Source organism: Klebsiella sp. FDAARGOS_511 (genome assembly GCF_003812845.1).
GTDB classification, from domain to species: Bacteria; Pseudomonadota; Gammaproteobacteria; order Enterobacterales; family Enterobacteriaceae; genus Klebsiella; species Klebsiella grimontii.
Map to the genome: position 1 here is coordinate 4,961,106 of NZ_CP033824.1, position 18,075 is coordinate 4,979,180.

General features: G+C 50.5%; 17 protein-coding genes and 1 riboswitch. Of the genes, 13 read left to right on the plus strand and 4 right to left on the minus strand.

Annotated elements, in window-relative coordinates; all coding sequences use genetic code 11:
- Positions 1-94: 94 nt before the first annotated feature.
- Positions 95-922 (minus strand): undecaprenyl-diphosphate phosphatase, encoded by an 828-nt coding sequence (locus tag EGY08_RS25055; RefSeq protein ID WP_004122719.1) that lies wholly within the window; start codon positions 920-922, stop codon positions 95-97.
- Positions 923-1,553: 631 nt separating this feature from the next.
- On the opposite strand from EGY08_RS25055, the gene EGY08_RS25060 reads away from it, so the two are divergent.
- The 13 genes from EGY08_RS25060 (at position 1,554) to EGY08_RS25115 (ending at position 14,775) form a co-directional block, all read left to right on the plus strand.
- Positions 1,554-2,754, plus strand: a protein-coding gene (locus EGY08_RS25060) for an IS3 family transposase (RefSeq protein ID WP_123829094.1) whose coding sequence is annotated in 2 segments (ribosomal slippage) — positions 1,554-1,870 and positions 1,869-2,754 — 1,203 coding nt in all. Because the reading frame shifts where the segments join, the coding sequence is not laid out codon by codon here.
- An 11-nt stretch (positions 2,755-2,765) separates the two neighbouring features.
- Positions 2,766-3,806, plus strand: a complete 1,041-nt coding sequence (locus EGY08_RS25065) for a LysR family transcriptional regulator (RefSeq protein ID WP_218571469.1) — start codon at positions 2,766-2,768, stop codon at positions 3,804-3,806.
- A gap of 259 nt (positions 3,807-4,065) precedes the next feature.
- Positions 4,066-4,224 carry a hypothetical protein gene (locus EGY08_RS30820; protein ID WP_172880139.1) on the plus strand — a complete coding sequence of 53 codons (159 nt, stop codon included), beginning with the start codon at positions 4,066-4,068 and terminating at the stop codon, positions 4,222-4,224.
- Between the two features lie 260 nt (positions 4,225-4,484).
- A complete protein-coding gene (locus EGY08_RS25070) occupies positions 4,485-5,528 on the plus strand; it encodes a carbon-nitrogen hydrolase family protein (protein ID WP_087829111.1) in 1,044 nt (347 codons plus the stop codon).
- A gap of 116 nt (positions 5,529-5,644) precedes the next feature.
- The gene (locus tag EGY08_RS25075) at positions 5,645-6,808 is read left to right on the plus strand and encodes a branched-chain amino acid ABC transporter substrate-binding protein (protein ID WP_004122710.1); all 1,164 of its coding nucleotides are present in this window, start codon (positions 5,645-5,647) and stop codon (positions 6,806-6,808) included.
- 46 nt (positions 6,809-6,854) lie between these two features.
- A complete protein-coding gene (locus EGY08_RS25080; RefSeq protein ID WP_004122708.1) occupies positions 6,855-7,775 on the plus strand; it encodes a branched-chain amino acid ABC transporter permease in 921 nt (306 codons plus the stop codon).
- A complete protein-coding gene (locus EGY08_RS25085; protein WP_053088650.1) occupies positions 7,772-8,944 on the plus strand; it encodes a branched-chain amino acid ABC transporter permease in 1,173 nt (390 codons plus the stop codon). Before EGY08_RS25080 ends, EGY08_RS25085 begins: the two co-directional genes overlap by 4 nt.
- On the plus strand, positions 8,937-9,719 hold the full coding sequence (locus tag EGY08_RS25090; protein ID WP_004122703.1) for an ABC transporter ATP-binding protein: 783 nt from the start codon (positions 8,937-8,939) through the stop codon (positions 9,717-9,719). The genes EGY08_RS25085 and EGY08_RS25090 overlap by 8 nt, the downstream gene beginning before the upstream one ends.
- Entirely contained in the window at positions 9,716-10,453 is a 738-nt protein-coding gene (locus EGY08_RS25095; RefSeq protein ID WP_087829110.1) for an ABC transporter ATP-binding protein, read from the plus strand. Before EGY08_RS25090 ends, EGY08_RS25095 begins: the two co-directional genes overlap by 4 nt.
- 5 nt (positions 10,454-10,458) lie before the next feature.
- The gene (locus EGY08_RS25100; protein WP_204357226.1) at positions 10,459-11,487 is read left to right on the plus strand and encodes a phenylacetaldoxime dehydratase family protein; all 1,029 of its coding nucleotides are present in this window, start codon (positions 10,459-10,461) and stop codon (positions 11,485-11,487) included.
- 783 nt (positions 11,488-12,270) lie between these two features.
- Positions 12,271-12,367: riboswitch (TPP riboswitch) on the plus strand.
- Between the two features lie 34 nt (positions 12,368-12,401).
- The gene (gene thiM / locus EGY08_RS25105; protein WP_123829095.1) at positions 12,402-13,175 is read left to right on the plus strand and encodes a hydroxyethylthiazole kinase; all 774 of its coding nucleotides are present in this window, start codon (positions 12,402-12,404) and stop codon (positions 13,173-13,175) included.
- A complete protein-coding gene (gene thiD, locus EGY08_RS25110) occupies positions 13,172-13,972 on the plus strand; it encodes a bifunctional hydroxymethylpyrimidine kinase/phosphomethylpyrimidine kinase (RefSeq protein WP_004122696.1) in 801 nt (266 codons plus the stop codon). Before thiM ends, thiD begins: the two co-directional genes overlap by 4 nt.
- Positions 13,973-14,028: 56 nt before the next feature.
- Positions 14,029-14,775, plus strand: coding sequence for a GntR family transcriptional regulator (locus EGY08_RS25115; protein ID WP_004122693.1), 747 nt, complete (start codon positions 14,029-14,031; stop codon positions 14,773-14,775).
- On the opposite strand, the gene EGY08_RS25120 is transcribed toward EGY08_RS25115, so the two are convergent.
- The 3 genes from EGY08_RS25120 to EGY08_RS25130 are packed head-to-tail and all read right to left on the minus strand — an operon-like array spanning position 14,749 to position 17,986.
- Complete coding sequence (locus EGY08_RS25120) at positions 14,749-15,705, minus strand: PfkB family carbohydrate kinase (protein WP_004122691.1); 957 nt, start codon at positions 15,703-15,705, stop codon at positions 14,749-14,751. The genes EGY08_RS25115 and EGY08_RS25120 overlap by 27 nt on opposite strands.
- The gene (locus EGY08_RS25125) at positions 15,702-16,706 is read right to left on the minus strand and encodes an ADP-ribosylglycohydrolase family protein (RefSeq protein WP_123829096.1); all 1,005 of its coding nucleotides are present in this window, start codon (positions 16,704-16,706) and stop codon (positions 15,702-15,704) included. Before EGY08_RS25125 ends, EGY08_RS25120 begins: the two co-directional genes overlap by 4 nt.
- A complete protein-coding gene (locus EGY08_RS25130; RefSeq protein ID WP_032741899.1) occupies positions 16,703-17,986 on the minus strand; it encodes a nucleoside permease in 1,284 nt (427 codons plus the stop codon). The genes EGY08_RS25125 and EGY08_RS25130 overlap by 4 nt, the downstream gene beginning before the upstream one ends.
- Positions 17,987-18,075 lie beyond the last annotated feature (89 nt).

Genomic DNA, 18,075 nt, shown 5'->3' on the forward strand with positions numbered 1-18,075 from the left:
AAGCAGATGAAAGAGTGGTACTCAATGAAGCATTCCAAAGTGAAAATTAATGCATCTGGCTGGCAGTTCAGACCGCTAAGGAAGCATGATTAGATTATCCTATCCAAAGAATGACGCAGGCAGCAAGAAGGCAGTAACCGCCAAACAGGTGCCACTTGTCATGTTCAAGCCAGCCAGCCAACCAGCGAAGCGCCACTAAACCAGCAATAAAACTGAAAACCATACCTAGTAAACTCGGAAAAACGATAGAAGAAACAGACAGTGCAGCACTGTTATGGAAAGCACGAACCATTTCTTTGAAGATAACAACAGGCGTCAGCACAACCGCCAGGGCGAAGCTGAATTCTTCTGCAGTTTTTCGGGCAACACCTATGGATAATGCAGCAGAAATGGTCGCGCCCGAGCGGGATAGCCCACGAAACGGCAGACATAACCCCTGTACCATACCCACAAGCACTGACTGGATTAAGGAGAGGTTTTCAGTGTGACTTTCTTTTATTCGTGACGAAACAATGATGAGAATGCCCGAAACGAAAAGCCCAGAAGCAATCAGTTTACTGTTGCTGAACAGTGATTCAATTTCGAAATTCGACGTATTGCCAGCGAAATAAACCTTGATGATATGTTGTAGGGTTAAGCCTACAATCCCTGTCATCATGGTGGCAGTAAAAATGCGTAGAGCATAATGTTTAAACGCCGCAACGGAACTAAAATAGGTTGAACGCCAGGATTTCCAGAAATGAACGATAACGGCAAACATAGTCCCCGAGTGAAGCATAACCAACAGCAATGTCATGTCTGGAGCACTTGGATCAAGCCCCAATATCTTTTCTGCCATAATAACGTGAGCCGAACTGGAAACGGGCAACAGCTCAGCTAACCCCTGAATGATTGCCAAAATCAATAAGTTTGAAAGGGCCATATTTACTCCGGATGATGGATTCCCAAGTTGAATAATCAGATAAAGTATCAGGTCATGAATCCATTCAGTCCCTTGCGAGAATATAATCCCTGGTGATTACATCTTTAATGATTTCATGCAGCGACGGGGTGAAGAAAGTGTTTCGTTTAACCTTTGTTTGACTTTACCCAAGAGCAGTTGGGGGCGTAATGTTATGCCTCTATTCGATTATTCTTATCTTCAGATAGAAGGTCAGATCTCTGACCTATGTGGAGTACTCTACGCATTGGCGGAAAACAGTACATCCGGATGTTGTTCCCTGCGCTCCGGAACCTTGCTTGATAGATCTGCATTGCAAACAACGTACGTAGGGTAGCGCCAGGAACTCTTTAATGTGTGAATTAAGACCATCGCAGGAAGTACGGTATTGATAACTGGCTGGACTGACCCCGCCCCGGTAGACGATCCTGCCCTATAGTTTGAGCATATGTTCCATGTGATTGAATACACAGCGGAAGCGATTGATTTCTGGCCCTGCAAGTTGCATCTAAAGGTAAAAAGCTAGACTGGCCCCATGAATCTCCAGACAGTTGGTATCACTTAAATTAGTGATAGTCTTAATACTAGTTTTAGACTAGTCGTTGGAGTCCGAATGATTGATGTTCTAGGTCCAGAGAAGCGCAGACGGCGCAGCGTTCAGGAAAAAATCGCCATTGTTCAGCAGAGCTTTGAGCCCGGAATGACCGTGTCGCTGGTCGCCCGTCAGCATGGCGTTGCTGCCAGTCAGCTGTTCCTGTGGCGTAAGCAATATCAGGAAGGCAGTCTCACTGCGGTTGCCGCGGGTGAACAGGTTGTACCCGCGTCGGAGCTGGCATCTGCAATGAAGCAAATTAAAGAGTTACAGCGCCTGCTGGGCAAAAAAACCATGGAAAACGAGCTGCTGAAAGAAGCCGTTGAATATGGCCGACAAAAAAGTGGATAGCGCACGTGCCCTTGTTGCCGGAGGATGGCGAATAAGCCTTGTCAGTCGTTGCCTCCGGGTCTCACGTGCGCAACTGCATGCCATGGCCCGTCGGTCGAAGGGCTGGCAGGATCGTCGGTGCAAGCGCAAGCCTGATGATACTGAAGCGCTGGCTCGTATCCATACCGTTATCGACGATCTGCCCACCTATGGTTATCGTCGTGTATGGGCACTGCTGCGCAGACAATCAGAAACTGACGACATGGCGGTGATCAATGCCAAACGCGTATACCGCATCATGCGTCAGAATGCGCTGCTGCTTGAGCGTAAACCGGCAATACCGCCCTCGAAGCGGGCGCATAGAGGGAAAGTGGCCGTTGGAGAAAGTAACCAGCGGTGGTGCTCCGACGGCTTCGAGTTCAGCTGTGATAACGGTGAAAAACTGCGGGTCACGTTCGCACTGGACTGTTGCGATCGCGAGGCACTTCACTGGGCGGCAAGTACCGGTGGATATGACAGTGAAACCGTGCAGGACGTCATGCTGGGTGCAGTAGAGCGTCGCTTCGGTAACAGGCTGCCGACATCCCCCGTTGAGTGGCTGACAGACAACGGTTCAGCCTACCGTTCTCATCAGACGCGTCAGTTCGCCAGAATGGTAGGACTGGAGCCAAAACATACGGCGGTACGTAGTCCAGAAAGCAACGGAATGGCGGAGAGCTTCGTGAAAACGATGAAGCGCGACTACATCAGCATCATGCCAAAACCTGACGGGTTAACAGCGGCAAAGAACCTTGCGGAGGCCTTCGAACATTACAACGAATGGCATCCGCACAGTGCACTGGGATATCGTTCGCCACGGGAATATCTGCGGCGGCGAACCAGTAATGGGTAAAGCGATAAAAAGTGTCTGGAAATATAGGGGCCAATCCAAAAGCGGTGAATGGCAACCTTTATACAACTCTTTACACACTGAGCCATATCCGATATGAAGGTTATCATTACTGTTTAAATTGTGTAGAAAACACCATGCTGCCTACTACGCCAAACTGGAATGATTTGCGCATTTTTTTGGAAGTGTATCGGACAGGAAGCTTGTCTGCTGCATCTCGTCAACTGAAAATAGATGTTTCTACCGCAAGTCGACATATAACTAGCCTGGAAAGAGCACTTTCATCGCCTGTTTTTGAAAGGCACTCAAATGGGCTCAAGATAACAGTGCGGGGCCGGGAGATTCTGGAATATGTCGAATCCATGGAATCTCAAATCCTGGCGATGATGGGGGCGCATCTTTCAGAAGTAAACAATATGCCTTCAGGGAAAATCAGGATTGGTACAATGGAAGGCATCGCCTCTTTTTACCTTGCTGAAAAATTTGCCATATTCTGTAAAAAATACAGTGAGATATCAGTTGAACTGTTGACATCATCTCATCAGGTTCATGTCAATCGTCGGGAAGCCGATCTTTTCCTGAGTTTTTATCCCTATGAAGTTAAGGGGCTGGATATAATGCCTATAGGCAAATTTAGCCTGTATCTCTATGCTGCACCGAGCTACCTTAGCCGGTGCGGAACGCCTGAGAGTAGAGCCGAATTGCATCAGCATAGCTTTATTAGCTATATCGAAGACCTGGTCGAACTGGATACTGTTCGGTGGCTGTACGAGGTGATCGAAAGGCCTGATATCGCCTTCAGTTCAAGCAGCATGGTTACGCAAATGTTTGCCGCAACCGGTGGAATAGGCATGGTCTTGTTGCCCGAATTCATGCAGGCTGAGCAATTTGGATTGCAAAAAGTGCTGCCTGAAACGGTTAGCGTTTCGAGAGTAGTGTGGTTATCCGTCCACCGTGATCTGCGTTACCTGCCTAAAATGAAGGCTGTTATAAGTTTTCTTATTCATCAATTTTCTACGGATTACCCCAATCAGGTTGGGGTCAAAATAGAGTAGTTTGTTGACGAAAAAAAAATTGCACTAAAAGAGTGCTACGCCACAAAAAGCCAAATAATGTTGGTATATGCAAACATCGTTATGAAATTTCCAGTTAAGCAATTTCTCTGTCGTTTTCCCCTTTAGCTATTTGCAAAACCAATAGAACGCACCATAAAGGTGCATTTTTGGCTTTGCAAATTTGCAAGGGCAAATGCAAAATCTCAAGTTTTTACCTCTTATCAGCTTTGGTAGTGTGAGTATGCAGGAGGTGAGCAGGATGAAATCAAATTTATGTGAGCATATTTTATTTTTTGTTGATGCTGCAATACAACCGACGCTAGGGAGACAAATTACCGTTCATCGTCAGGCCTGGGATGAATTAGTTATTGCAGTGGTGGGCTTACTTATAGGTGATAAGTGTAATGTCCAGCGTTAACCTTAAACCGGTAATAAACAAAAAGCATTGCAGTCATAGATTATAGTTATATTTGACGATGTAAAGAATATTGTCAGGTACTGAACGTCTTCAATATCGCTAACTGCTTCATGAATAACTACCATCAAGGTTGTTTACGTGATAGCAATTATCTTCTAACCATTTTTCTAATGAATAGTCAAATATAAGATGTATCTTGACATAAGAAAGAAGTTAGACGCGCATTTCGCGAAAATATCAAAAGCTAAAAGGTTTTAATCATGCAATTACCCGAAGTTAAGGTTGCTGCGGTTCATGCCGCACCGGTATATATGAATGCCAAAGCCACTCTTGAGAAAGCCATTGATTATATCGCTGAGGCGAAAAAAAATGGGGCTGAGCTGGTCGTATTCCCCGAATCTTTTATTCCTGGGTTTCCTGTATGGGCCGCATTATGGGGACCTATTCATAATCACAAGTGGTTTGAAAAAATGGCCGAAAATAGTCTTCTCATCGACGGGCCGGAAATCCGAGCGTTGTGCAGCGCCGCTGCCCAATATGATGTTCTGGTGTGCATGGGATTCAGTGAACGAAGTGCGGTCAGCGTGGGCTGTTTATGGAATTCAAGCATTCTTATTAGTGAAAAGGGCGAAATACTCAATCATCACCGAAAGCTTGTTCCGACGTTCTATGAAAAAATGGTCTGGGCGCCGGGAGATGGGGCTGGTTTGTTCGTGGCTGATACACGCATTGGTCGCATTGGCAGTCTCATCTGCGGTGAAAACACAAATCCCCTGGCGCGCTATTCTTTGATGGCGCAAGGAGAACAAATCCATATTTCGCAGTGGCCCTCAATCTGGCCGACCAAGAAACCATCTTGTGGTGGAAATTTTGACAATCAGGTAGCAAACCGTATCCGCGCAGGAGCACATTCTTTCGAAGCTAAATGTTTCGGTATTATGAGCGCTTCCTTAATGGACGAAGAAATGAAACGGATGCTAACAGAGTGGGATAGCTCGGTGGCTGACATCATCGAACAGACTCCACAAGCTGCGACAATGTTTGTTGACCCGACAGGTACGCCAATTGGCGATATCCTTCAACATGAAGAAGGGATCGCATATGCGACATTCCAACTCAAAAAAATCATCGAGTTAAAACAGTTGCACGATGTAGTCGGATATTATAACCGATTCGATGTATTTAATCTGACGGTAAATCGTAACCGCTTGAATCCGGCGACATTTACAACCTCAAGCGTAGCAGAGAATATCCCCTTGCCGTCAGGATTTAAGGTTGAAACGAACGATATTGCTGACGTTTAAATCATGCGTATAGGAAATAATTATGATGTTTGGAATACCATCGTAAAGGGTTGCAAATAGTCAAAGGGAAATTGAAGTTGCTGAGTTAAATAACATAAATACTTAGGGGTTTGTTAATGAATAAACATATTATGGTCTTAAAAGTATTTCGCTCGTCATTGATCGCTTTATCCTTATTAGGATCGACATCTCTGCTTGCTAAAGAAACGGTGAAAATTGCTTTTATCGGTCCACTAACTGGCGGTGCCAGCGCAACTGGGTTAGGTGGCCGAAACTCAGCTCAGCTGGCGGTAAACCAACATAATGCCGATCCGGCAGCAAAATATACCTTTGAGCTGATAAAGTTTGACGACGAGTGCAAACCCGCCACAGGAGTTCAGGTGGTCACCAAAGCGGCCACGAATAATTCCATTATTGCCGCTATTGGTCATTACTGTTCTGCGGTGGCTGCTGTCACTGTAAATACCTATCATCGTTTTGGTTTACCGCTAGTCGTCTGGGGCGCTGTATTGCCGGAAATCACCTATGGCAATAATTATAAAGAAATTCATCGTGTCAATGGCACTATGATTAACGAAGGCAAACTGGCTGCAGAATATGTAAAAAACAGCGGTTTTAAACGTATAGCTGTAATTTATGACACCACTGATTATGGAAAAGGGCAAAGCAAATACTTTCTGCAATATCTGAAAGAAAACCCGCAAGCCAGCGTAGTCAGTTCGTTTGGCGTGGACATTAGTCAGCAGGACTTTTCCGCTGAGCTAACAGCGGTACAAAAGAGCAACCCTGATATTATCTATTTCGGAGGGCTGACGCCACAAGGGGTAGCGCTTCGTGCACAAATGCAGCGTATGGGGATTAGCAAACCTATGATGGGCGTGTCTGGCATTTTGAACTCCGGTTTTATTGACGGTGTAGGCAAGGAGGCTGCTGAAGGAGTGGTGTCATTCCACAACGGTGCACCGATCGACAAATACTCGCAAGGTGCAGCCTTCCTCAAAGCCTATAATATGGCCGGTTTCAAGGAGGAGCCTGATGCCTACGGCCCGTTTGCTTATAGTGCGGCAACGTTGATCATGGATGCAGTAGAAAAAGTGGGGCCTGACCGCAAGAAGGTGCGTGACGTGCTCAATCACACCGCGGGTTATAAATCCTTAGTTGGGACGATTAACTTTGATGACCATCGCCAGAATCTAACTAACGCCTATCAATATGTGGTGCAGGATGGTAAGTGGGTGTACTGGCCTGACAGTAAATATGGGCATGCAATAGAGAAATAACTCATTTTTTAGCAGAAGCGTTGTTATAGGCAAGAGAGGATGGTTTATGGAATATAGTTTTTTATTCCAGCATTTTTTTAACTTCCTGATGCTGGGGACGATATACGCGCTAGTAGCGGTCGGATTTTCCCTTTATTTTGGGGTGGTGGATGTTGTGCAGTTTTCGCATCCCGATGTAATGACACTGGGAGGGTTCGCAGGATTAGGTGGGATAGTACTGGTATCCGCGCTGGGATTGACTGGTAACGCTTTCGCATTGATAGCAATGTTGATCAGCGCATTTGTCGTAGTCGGTATCGTTGGTGCCCTGATTGGGCGCTATCTGGTACTACCTTTAAAAGGATCGTCTCCGATCAATGTATTGCTGATTACCTTGATGACAGGAACTGCGATTCGCGAAGCGCTGCGGATTTTTGTTCCTGGCGGCTCTAACCCCTCGCCGTTTCCTATGGTCTTGCCCGACGCGTTAGTGGTGGTTAACGGCGTTTCCGCGCGAGTCAGCAGCCTGATTTTGCTGCTGATAGGCGCGCTGGCTATTATAGGAACACATCTCCTCCTCACCCGAACTCGCTTGGGGATGGCGATCCGCTGCGTAGCGCAGGATGAAGAGACGTCTCGCTTTCTTGGAATCAACTTCAAACGTGTTGTCATCATCACTTTTGTCATCGGGTCTTGCCTGGGGGCCCTGGCAGGCATCATGTCCGGCCTATACTACCGCCAGATTATTTTCAATATGGGACTGATGCTTGGGGTTATCGGTTTTTGTTCTGCTGTAGTTGGTGGACTGGGCAGTCTCCTTGGCGCGGTACTGGGCGGCTTTCTATTCTCTGCCCTACAGGTATTAGCGACCGTTGCGTTGCCGATCCCCAGTGCATACAAGGATGTTTTTGCTTTTGGGGCGATGATCCTAATAATAGCCATACGCCCGACCGGTTTACTGCGTGAACGTTATCAGGAGCGGGTATGAATCTTAAACTGTTATTCATGCGGGCTGACGGTCTGTTAGGACTGGCTATCGTTATTGCCCTGTGTATTGGCGAGGCGTGCTTATTACTGCTGCTGGAATCACAACTGGCACTATTTCTGCTTCTACTGTTGACGGTGGTTCTATGGTTCACCGTACGGCGGGTGGGTCTTGCACAGGCAGCTGGCAGTGCTGTGGCCTGCCGAGTAGGTGCGGCGAACATGCTGGTTTGTCTTGGTATTTTCATTTTGATTCTGATTTTCCGTGAGGAGCATTACGCATTACTGATGATCGGGACGGTTCTGCTTTTTACTACCGCAGGTATCGGCCTCAATATTCAAACCGGATTAACGGGGTTGGCCAATTTCGCGGGCGCTTCTTTTTTTGCCAGCGGGGGCTACACCATGGCGGTGTTAGTGCAAAAAGGAACTATTCCGCATGAGTTGGCTCTTCTGGCCGGTGGCGCTATATCGGCACTTATAGGGATTTTGCTATTACTGCCGGTTCTGCGTACTCGTGGATATTATTCGGCTCTGGTAACGATTGCTTTTGGTCTTCTGTTTAGTTCATTTCTTCAAGTTAATGAGCATTTGGGTGGTAGCGAGGGGCTTCAGGTAGAAGGTCTCAGATTGTTTGGCTGGGATATGAGTACAGGCTTTGAATGGGGAGGCGGTGAAGTTTCTTTTTATTTTGCCTACTGTGTGCTGGCGATACTGGTTTTCCTAATGGCGTCCTTACTCGCACACGCTATCGAGTGGTCTGCTATCGGGGTTAATCTCGATGCGACCCGCAATGATGAATTAGTGAGCTCGACCTTTGGTATCAGTACACAGCGCTGGAAAATTACAGCCTTCTTGCTGGGAAACTTTGTCATCGGCGTGGCGGGTGCACTCTATAGCGGCATGACTGGGTTTATAAGCCCTGCTGGGGCAACTTTCGAACAATCACTGCTACTAATTTCCATTATTGTTCTGGGGGGAATAGGCAATACCTGGGGCACGCTGATTGCGGCCACATTCATTATTTTATTGCCGGAAAAGCTGCATGCCTTACAGGAATATCGCGTCCTGCTCTTCTCAGTATTGGTTGTGATTATTCTGATGTTCAGTCCGAAAGGGCTGGTGCCTCGTGCAATGCGTAATTTCTCGCGCAAAAGGGGGATACATGAATAAAGGATGCTGGCTAAGCTGTCGCGAGCTAACGATGAAATTCGGGGGGCTGGTTGCGCTTGATTCATTCGATATTGATGTACATGGTGGCGATGTGATCGGTTTACTCGGACCAAACGGTTCGGGGAAAACGACCTTTTTCAATGTGTTGACCGGACTTTATAAACCCTCGGATGGCAGCATTACATTTAATGGCAACAATCTGTTCAATCGTTCGCCGAGCGAAATTAACCAGGCAGGGGTGGCGCGAAGTTTTCAACGTTGCAGACTGATGCTGGAGTTATCCGTATTCGATAATCTAATGGTGGGTGCCCATAATCAGTTTGACCATAGTCTAATTAAAAATCTGCTATGGCGGCGCTTTCTTGGCCGGAATCTCTCTGCATTTGAGCGCCGAGCCCGAGATATTTGCGCCCGTTTCAATCCGGAAATAGCCGATCGGTTATTTGATCCCGCAGGCAGTTTCAACATGATTGATCGGCGTCGCATAGAACTTTGCCGAGCTCTACTCGGCCAGCCCCGGCTGCTCCTCTTGGACGAACCTTCAGCGGGAATGACGCATGATGAAACATTCCGGCTAATGGAAGATGTCACTGCATTTCAACGCGAGGAACCGCAGCTGGCTATTATCCTGATCGAGCACGAGATGCAGGTCATTGAGAAAATGACCCATCGCTGCATCGTCCTGAACTTCGGCAAGAAAATATGCGAGGGGCCATACCGGGATGTGATCAGTAATCCACAGGTGCGCCAGGCTTATCTGGGAGACGACAAATGAGAGAAGATTTGCTGGTTGTGGACAATGTGGTGACGGGTTACGACAGCGTCAATGTATTGGAAGGCGTATCGCTGCGCGTCAGAGCGGGAGAGATTACCTGTTTGCTAGGCGCTAATGGAGCGGGGAAAAGTACCTTGATTAAGGCAATCTTCGGACTGCTACCGCTGCGTTCAGGGGCAATACACTTCGCAGGACAAAGCATCAGTAATTGGGATACGCATCGTATCGTGGGCCAAGGGATTGCGGCGATCCCGGAAGGAAACAAGGTTTTTCCACGAATGACGGTAATTGATAACCTTAAGGTAGGTGCGTACCTGGAACCATCAAGAACTAAAATCGCGGAGCGACTGGAGCGCGTATTTGCGCTTTTTCCCCGGTTAAGCGAACGGCGGGAGCAGTTTGCCGGCACACTATCGGGTGGAGAACGTTCGATGGTCTCTATCGGCCGTGGATTGATGAGCAATCCACAACTATTGGTGATAGACGAACCTTCTCTTGGTTTGTCTCCGTTGTATGTGAAGGAGAACTTTCGTCTTATCAGCGAGCTTTGCGCTAATAAATGCACCATCCTGTTGATAGAGCAAAACGTGCATCAGACTCTGGAGGTCGCTCACCATGGATACGTTATTGCACAGGGAAGGGTTGTAGCCAGTGGCGAAGCTGCTGCGCTGCAAAGGAGTCCTGAAGTCAGCAAGGCCTATTTTGGCAACGGTCAACCGACAGTAGAGGAATGATGAACATGGTATATCCCAGAGTCTACCCTTTGCGCAAACCGGAGGGATTTACGCCGCAGGTGCAGCGCTGGTCGACGCGTTTTCCTCCAGGCTGCAGCGCATTACATCTCGGATTCTTTGCAGTGCAGATACCTGAAGGCTGCAGCAAGACAGATCCAGCATTTGATACTTGGCTGAAGGCGGCATTCGAGGGTAAGTATGCACCCATTGCACGGGATCACGCTTGTTTTAAAGATGAATCAGGCATGTTTAACTTTGTGGTGACAGCTTACTGGACGGATAGCATGGCATTTACAGGCTGGCGGCAAAGCGAGCAACAAGGAGGTTGGTGGGATCGTCCAGAACGGTTGTCCGGTCCTTATGGCTACTGGCGCGAAATGTTGACAGTACCACTCGAACGACTGGAAAACCTGTATTGGTCGGATTATATGGCCGCGCTGAGCAAGGCGTTGCCGATCGAGCCCGCACCCTACAGTGGTTATTTCGGTGCAATGCGTGACCGCATCCCTTTAGCAGCGTGTGATCCTCTAGATGGGACCGATGATTTACCGCCAGCGTCGGAAGCGAAACCCGGTCATAGGTATTTTGTGGTGCCACCACACAATTTGGCGATGATTCGCTCTGCCAGTTTTTGGGGGAATTGCGATGAGGAGCAGCGCGTAGACTATGAGCAGAAACTACGAGATCCATTGGCTCGTGGTATGGATTACCTGCGAACTCAGCCAGCGCAAAGTGGCTGCTGCGCGCTGCGTTTCCAACAAACACTGAATGAACATGGCCAATCTTTACCGGAGACTCATGCCCATGCATATTTTCTCAGCCTGAAACATATGGAACGTTGGGCCGAAGGCCATGCCTCGCATGAGGCCATTTTTCATGCAGCCATTGCACGCTATCGAAAATACGGTGCAGCCAACCAATTACGTACCTGGCACGAAGTTTATGTATTGCCGCGTGGCAGCCAGCACTTTGAATATATAAACTGCCATTCCAAAACCGGCTTATTACCTTTTTTCGAACGAATTGAAATTTGATTCGTCATGGTAAGGAAAATCTCTGGTATTTCGGCATCGGATATTTTCCTGGAGAAAATGACTTGTCACCTCGAACACATGAGTTGGCAACGATGAAGGCTATGGACTGTTGTCTAGTTCAGCATGTTGAGCCCTCGATAATAAGCTTTACCTGCCAATGCAGTTGAATGGCTCACGGCTGTTACTATTATAGCTGGCTCAATGAGAGCCTTCTTGGCCATCTTGCTAGACAATAGCCGTACCCGGATGATCGCTATCATGCCATGATTTTTCCAGACCATCTGACCCTCCCCCTTCAGGAAGGAAGCGGGAGGGTCATAACAGATAGAATGTTGAGCTTTCACTACGAGGAAAAGAATTTTGGGGTGGACATGCTCCAGGACGCACTAGTGCCGTGTGGCATGGTGGCCGAAAATATCGTGGTCAGACAAATTATGAGTCATCGTTGTCGTGGGGAATCCAGCAATAACCTGCTCCCCGCAGGTCTTGCCCGGTAAGTTCTCAACATAACTCGCGAACACTATACTGACTTTGTGCCAGGGTCAGAAAGACGAGGATCTCTGATTTAGCACTGCACTGAATTTGGGCCAGGGTCAAAAAATGCGTGGAACTAAAACAGGCGTGCTTACAATAACACTGGTTTTATTGGTCGGTATTTGATCAATGGTTGTGAATTTAGTGGGGTACAAACTGGGGTACAGCGTGAAGAAGCGATAACCGGAAGTGCGGGCTTGCTTCAGCGAGCAACTTCCCATAAGCTGGCAAAAAGTATAGAGATTTAATCTACATGACTCGGGGTGCCCTTCCTTGTGAAGGCTGAGAAAAACCCGTACCACCTGATCTGGATAATGCCAGCGTAGGGAAGTCAGAGACCGCAGGGTCGTCGCTTCTTCATCGCCTGGCGGGAGCAAACGATGTCTGACCTGCTGAACCCCGCGCATATTGCCCATCTGCGGCACCTTTTTCACCACCATTCCCCTCTTGTGCACTGCATGACGAACGACGTGGTGCAGACCTTTACCGCCAACGTCCTGTTGGCGATTGGCGCATCCCCGGCGATGGTTATCGACCCGGACGAAGCCAGCCAGTTTGCCGCTATTGCCGATGCTCTGCTGATAAATGTCGGTACGCTGACCGTCGAACGCGCGGCGGCGATGCGTGCGGCGGCGCGCAGCGCGCAGCAGGCGGGCAAGCCCTGGGCACTGGACCCGGTGGCGGTCGGCGCGCTGACCTTACGGACAGAGTTTTGCCGGGAGCTGCTGGCGCTGCAGCCTGCCGCCGTTCGCGGTAATGCCTCGGAAATTATGGCCCTGGCCGGAATGAGCGGCGGCGGGCGCGGCGTCGATACCACCGATACCGCCGCCGCCGCGCTGCCCGCGGCCCAGGCGCTGGCCCGCCAACTGAATACCGTGGTCGCGGTCACCGGTGAGGTCGATTACATCACCGATGGCCAGCGTACGCGCGCGGTCACCGGCGGCGATCCGCTGATGACCCGGGTAGTCGGCACCGGCTGCGCGCTATCGGCGGTGGTTGCCGCCGCTGCGGCGATGCCCGGCGATCGGCTGGAAAACGTGGCCGCAGCCTGCGGTCTGATGAAGCGCGCGGGGGGAAAAGCGGCGCGACAGGGCGGCCCCGGCAGCTTTACTCATGCCTTCCTCGATGCACTCTATGCGGGAGGTGATCTGTGAAACGAATTAATGCGTTAACCATCGCCGGCACCGACCCGAGCGGCGGCGCGGGGATCCAGGCGGATCTCAAAACCTTCTCAGCGCTGGGCGCTTACGGCTGCTCGGTCATCACCGCGCTGGTGGCGCAAAACACCCGTGGCGTCCAGTCGGTGTACCGTATCGAGCCTGATTTTGTCGCCGCGCAGCTTGATTCGGTTTTCAGCGATGTGCGCATCGATACCACCAAAATCGGGATGCTGGCGGAAACCGATATCGTCGAGGCGGTGGCGGAACGGCTGGCGCGCTACCGGATAACCAACGTGGTGCTGGATACCGTCATGCTGGCAAAAAGCGGCGATCCGCTGCTCTCAGCCTCGGCGGTGGAGACGCTACGTCAGCGCCTGCTGCCGCAAGTCTCGCTGATCACCCCGAATCTGCCGGAAGCGGCGGCGCTGCTGGATGCGCCGCATGCCAGAACGGAAAAAGAGATGCTGGAGCAGGGCAGAGCGCTGCTGGGAATGGGCTGCGGAGCGGTATTAATGAAAGGCGGCCATCTCGATGATGCGGAAAGCCCGGACTGGCTCTTTACCCGCGACGGGGAGCAGCGCTTTACCGCGCCGAGAGTCCAGACCAAAAACACCCACGGTACTGGCTGTACTCTGTCGGCGGCGCTGGCGGCCCTGCGTCCGCGTTACGAGGATTGGGGGCGAACCGTGGCGGAAGCCAAGGGCTGGCTCTCGGCGGCGCTGGCGCAGGCGGATTCGCTGGAAGTGGGGCACGGCATCGGCCCGGTACACCATTTTCACGTATGGTGGTAGTCTTCATGCCTGGCGAAAAGTATACTGTTTCCTGACTTTCGCCAGGAAAAAACACGATGGAACAAGCGCATACCCTGTTGATCGCACAACTGAACGAGCGTATTGCAGCGCCGGATAACACGCCGCTGTACCTGAAGTTTGCTGAAACGGTTAAAAATGCTGTTCGCAGTGGTGCGCTGGAGCACGGTAATATTCTCCCCGGCGAGCGCGACCTGAGCCAGTTGACGGGGGTGTCGCGCATTACCGTTCGCAAAGCGATGCGGACGCTGGAAGACGAAGGGGTGGTGACCCGAGCTCGCGGCTACGGTACGCAAATCAATAATATCTTTGAGTATTCATTGAAAGAGGCGCGCGGTTTTTCGCAGCAGGTGGTGCTCAGAGGAAAAAAACCTGACACTCTGTGGGTCAACAAACGGATAGTGAGCTGCCCGGATGAGGTGGCGACACAATTGGCGATTGCCCCGCAAAGTGATGTATTTTTGCTCAAGCGAATTCGCTATGTGGATGATGAGGCCGTGTCCATAGAAGAGTCCTGGGTTCCTGCCCAACTGATTCATGATGTTGATGCTATCGGCGTATCGCTGTATGACTATTTTCGCAGTCAGCATATCTTCCCGCAGCGTACGCGCTCGCGTGTCAGTGCACGTATGCCGGATGCCGAATTTCAGTCGCACATTCATATGGATGAAAAAATACCGGTGCTGGTTATCAATCAGGTTGCACTCGATCAACAACAGCGGCCGATTGAATACAGCATCAACCGCTGTCGTAGCGATCTATACGTTTTTGTGTGCGAGGAGTAATGCTTCGCGCGTTGGGCTACAATCACCGCCGCGATGTCCTACCACCCAGGACGCAACCGCATTACCAAGCAGTACCGACTCGCCCAGCGTCCATCCCGAGGCGAGTCCGGCTAGCGTCCCTCCGGCGTGGCTGTCACCTGCACCGATTGTATCGACTACCGCCACAGGGAACGGTGCTGCCAGCCCCTGTTCTTCCGCGCTGAAGTACCATGCACCCTCTTCGTCATGACGAACAATCAACGGCATTGCGAATTTCTTTAGCCAGGCCTGACCAACCGCTTCGGTTGCCACGGGTAATCTAAAGCGCTCTGCGGCGATCTCCGCCTCCTGACGATTCAGCGAAACAATGGGCTTACAGGCCATGATTCGCTGCATTAACGTCTCGGGGATATCAGCGATACGCGGGCCGAAATCGATATACGGCGTAATATCGCGCAGAGATTCCAGCCAGTGCACCAGCACTTCCCCGCAGGGTGATGCCAGTTGATAACCAGAAAGTGACACCAGGCTTTGCGGCGGAACAGTTAGTTGCGCCAGCCAGGCGGGATTCCACTGGTTTTCAACACCGCTAAACGACATAAACGTGCGTTCGCCGTCCGGCTCAACCAGCGCAAGACACCAGCCGTTGTCACCCGTGACGCCGTCGATGCGGCTGGAAAGCCCTTCCCGGGCCATGTTATTACGGATGATATCAGCCCATACGCCTTGTCCAACGGGTAGGGCGTTATCGGCTTCCATTCCCAGACGTTTCAGGGCAACCGCAATATTCAGGGCACAGCCGCCAATATTGACGCTTTGCTGTTGCAGTTCAATATCACAGCCTCGCCAGGGGAGGGCGTAAGCGTCAGCAATCACATCGATGACCGCCGCGCCGACGATGGTGATGGGACGCTTGTTGCCTAAGGTGGGTAATCGTTGCATCAGATTCATGATGCCTCCCGTTGCTCTCGGTAGTGTGCAAGCGCCGTGGCGTAGCGGGTAAAGTCGAGTTGGTTCACTTCATCAAGCTGTTGCTTCAGGGTGGCGTCGATAGAAGAAATCCCCCTCAGTGCACCGCAAATTGCAGTTGCCATTGCGCCGATGGTGTCGGTATCGCCACCGAGATTTGCGCACAGAATGGCGCAGCGGTTAGGGTCGCCTCCAGCCAGCTCAACCATCGCAATTGCGCAGGGAACGGATTCAAGGGTACTGGTGCCTGCGCCAACGCGCTGATAGAGCCCCTCACAGGCTGATTCAATACCATCTGCCTGACGTACCACGCACAAAGCCAACTCCAGCCTGGCAGCCAGCGAGGCACTAAAAGTGGTGATCCGCTTTTCCTGCGCCTGGCGTGCCACAGCAGGCAGCGAGTCGACAATCGCCTGCCAGCTATCTCCTTCGATAGCCCGAGAGATTGCCCACGCCACCACGACGGCACCCGCAATCGCGAGGTCGGATTTATGCGTGGGGCTGGAAGCCAGCGCCACCTCATCAATAAAGCTGTCTAGCTGTGTTGGTGCGAGCAGGCAGCCTAGCGGTGAGACGCGCATCGCCGCCCCATTCGTGACGCCGTTGTTCTCCAGTTCATCGATCGGTACTGCGTCGCGAATGGCATTGAGCGCAATTTTAGAAGTCGGACCCAGCACGTTTTTATTGAACGCATCGAACCCTTCAGCCCAGGCAAGGATATTGCGCCCGATAACTTCTGGTGAGATTTTGCCATGGCATTCAATGATGGCATCCGCGAGGCAGAGCGCCATCGATGTATCATCCGTAAATTCGGCACGATTAAAGTAACAGGCTGCATTGTTTTCAGCCGGTCCGGGTAGAAAGCGATCAATCCACCCAAAGTGAGCTTTAACGCGTGAGCGAGGCCAGAGTTCAGACGGCATGCCCATCGCATCGCCTAATGCCTGCCCGTAGAGCGCGCCGAGAATACGTTCCGTTTTCATTTAACTTCCTCTTGTTTCAGTGCAGCATCGCAATCGTCGTTTTGCACCTTAATAGCGGTGATCTCTGTATCCGATTCGCGAAAGAAAATCATAAACAACACGGCGATAACGGCGATCATAGCGGCGCCGAAGCCCCACATTCCTGCCCAGTTGAAGGTCAACCCATTTACCGGCTCTTGATAAGCAAACATTTTCTCCATCATTACGCCGCCCAGACGATAGCCGAGTAAACTGCCAAACCCCTGGCAGCAGAGCGTGATTAGCCCTTGCGCCGCCGTACGCATGTGTACCGGTGCTTTTTTATCAACGTAGATATAGGCAGTAACGTAATAGAAATCGTAGCTTACGCCGTGAAGCAAAATTCCAAGAAACAGCAGGGCATAGGTGAAGTATTGATCTGCACCGCCGTAGACGAAAAATCCGTAACGAATCGCCGCGGTGATAAGACCAAGTAATAATACCTTTTTAATGCCAAAGCGTGTGGTGAAGAACGGTAGTGCCAGCATGAAGAAAATTTCAGAGAACTGGCCGAGCGTCATCCATCCTGTCGCGTTTTGCATTCCGACTTCCGTGAGGTAGCCGTTGGCGAAGATGTAGTAGAAAGCCAGCGGCATAGCGAACAGGAATGAGCAGAAGAAAAACACAAGGAAGTTTTTATCACGTAACAGGATGAGCGCGTCCAACCCCAGCATCACTTTTAAATCCAGCTTGCCGGTACTCTTCGGCGGCGTATCGGGCAGCATAAAGGCAAAAATACCCAGCAGCACCGAGCTGCCAGCAGTGATCAACAAAGGGATATTGGTCGGAGAAATATCGCTATAGCCCATCATTTGTGGCAGAAAGCCGCAGACCAGGCCTGAGACAATCCAGCCAATGGTGCCCATCACGCGAATGCGGGGAAAATCACGTTCGACATCCGGCACGTTGGCAAAAGCGATGCTGTTGGTCAGTGCAATGGTCGGCATATACGTGAGGGAATAGGCCAGCAACAACGGGAAGAAGCCGCTGAAGGTGGTTTGCTGCGCGGCGAAATACATTAATACCGCGCCGACAAACATCAGTACGGCCAGCACTTTCTGCGCTGAGAAAAAGCGATCGGTCAATGAACCTACGAGGATCGGCGAAAGGATCGCCGCAATGGCGGTACAGGCATAGGACCAGCCAATTTCACCAGCGGTAAATCCGCTTTTATTCAGCCATAACCATAAAGGGACAAACCACGCGCCCCAGATAAACCACTCAATGAACATCATGAATGACAGCTTTACTGTAGTTTTCATCTTTGAATCCTTCATGATAGGTAAGGTACGTAATAACAATACCATTATATAATACCTTTTAAATACCTTTAGGGTGGAACTTTGACCGA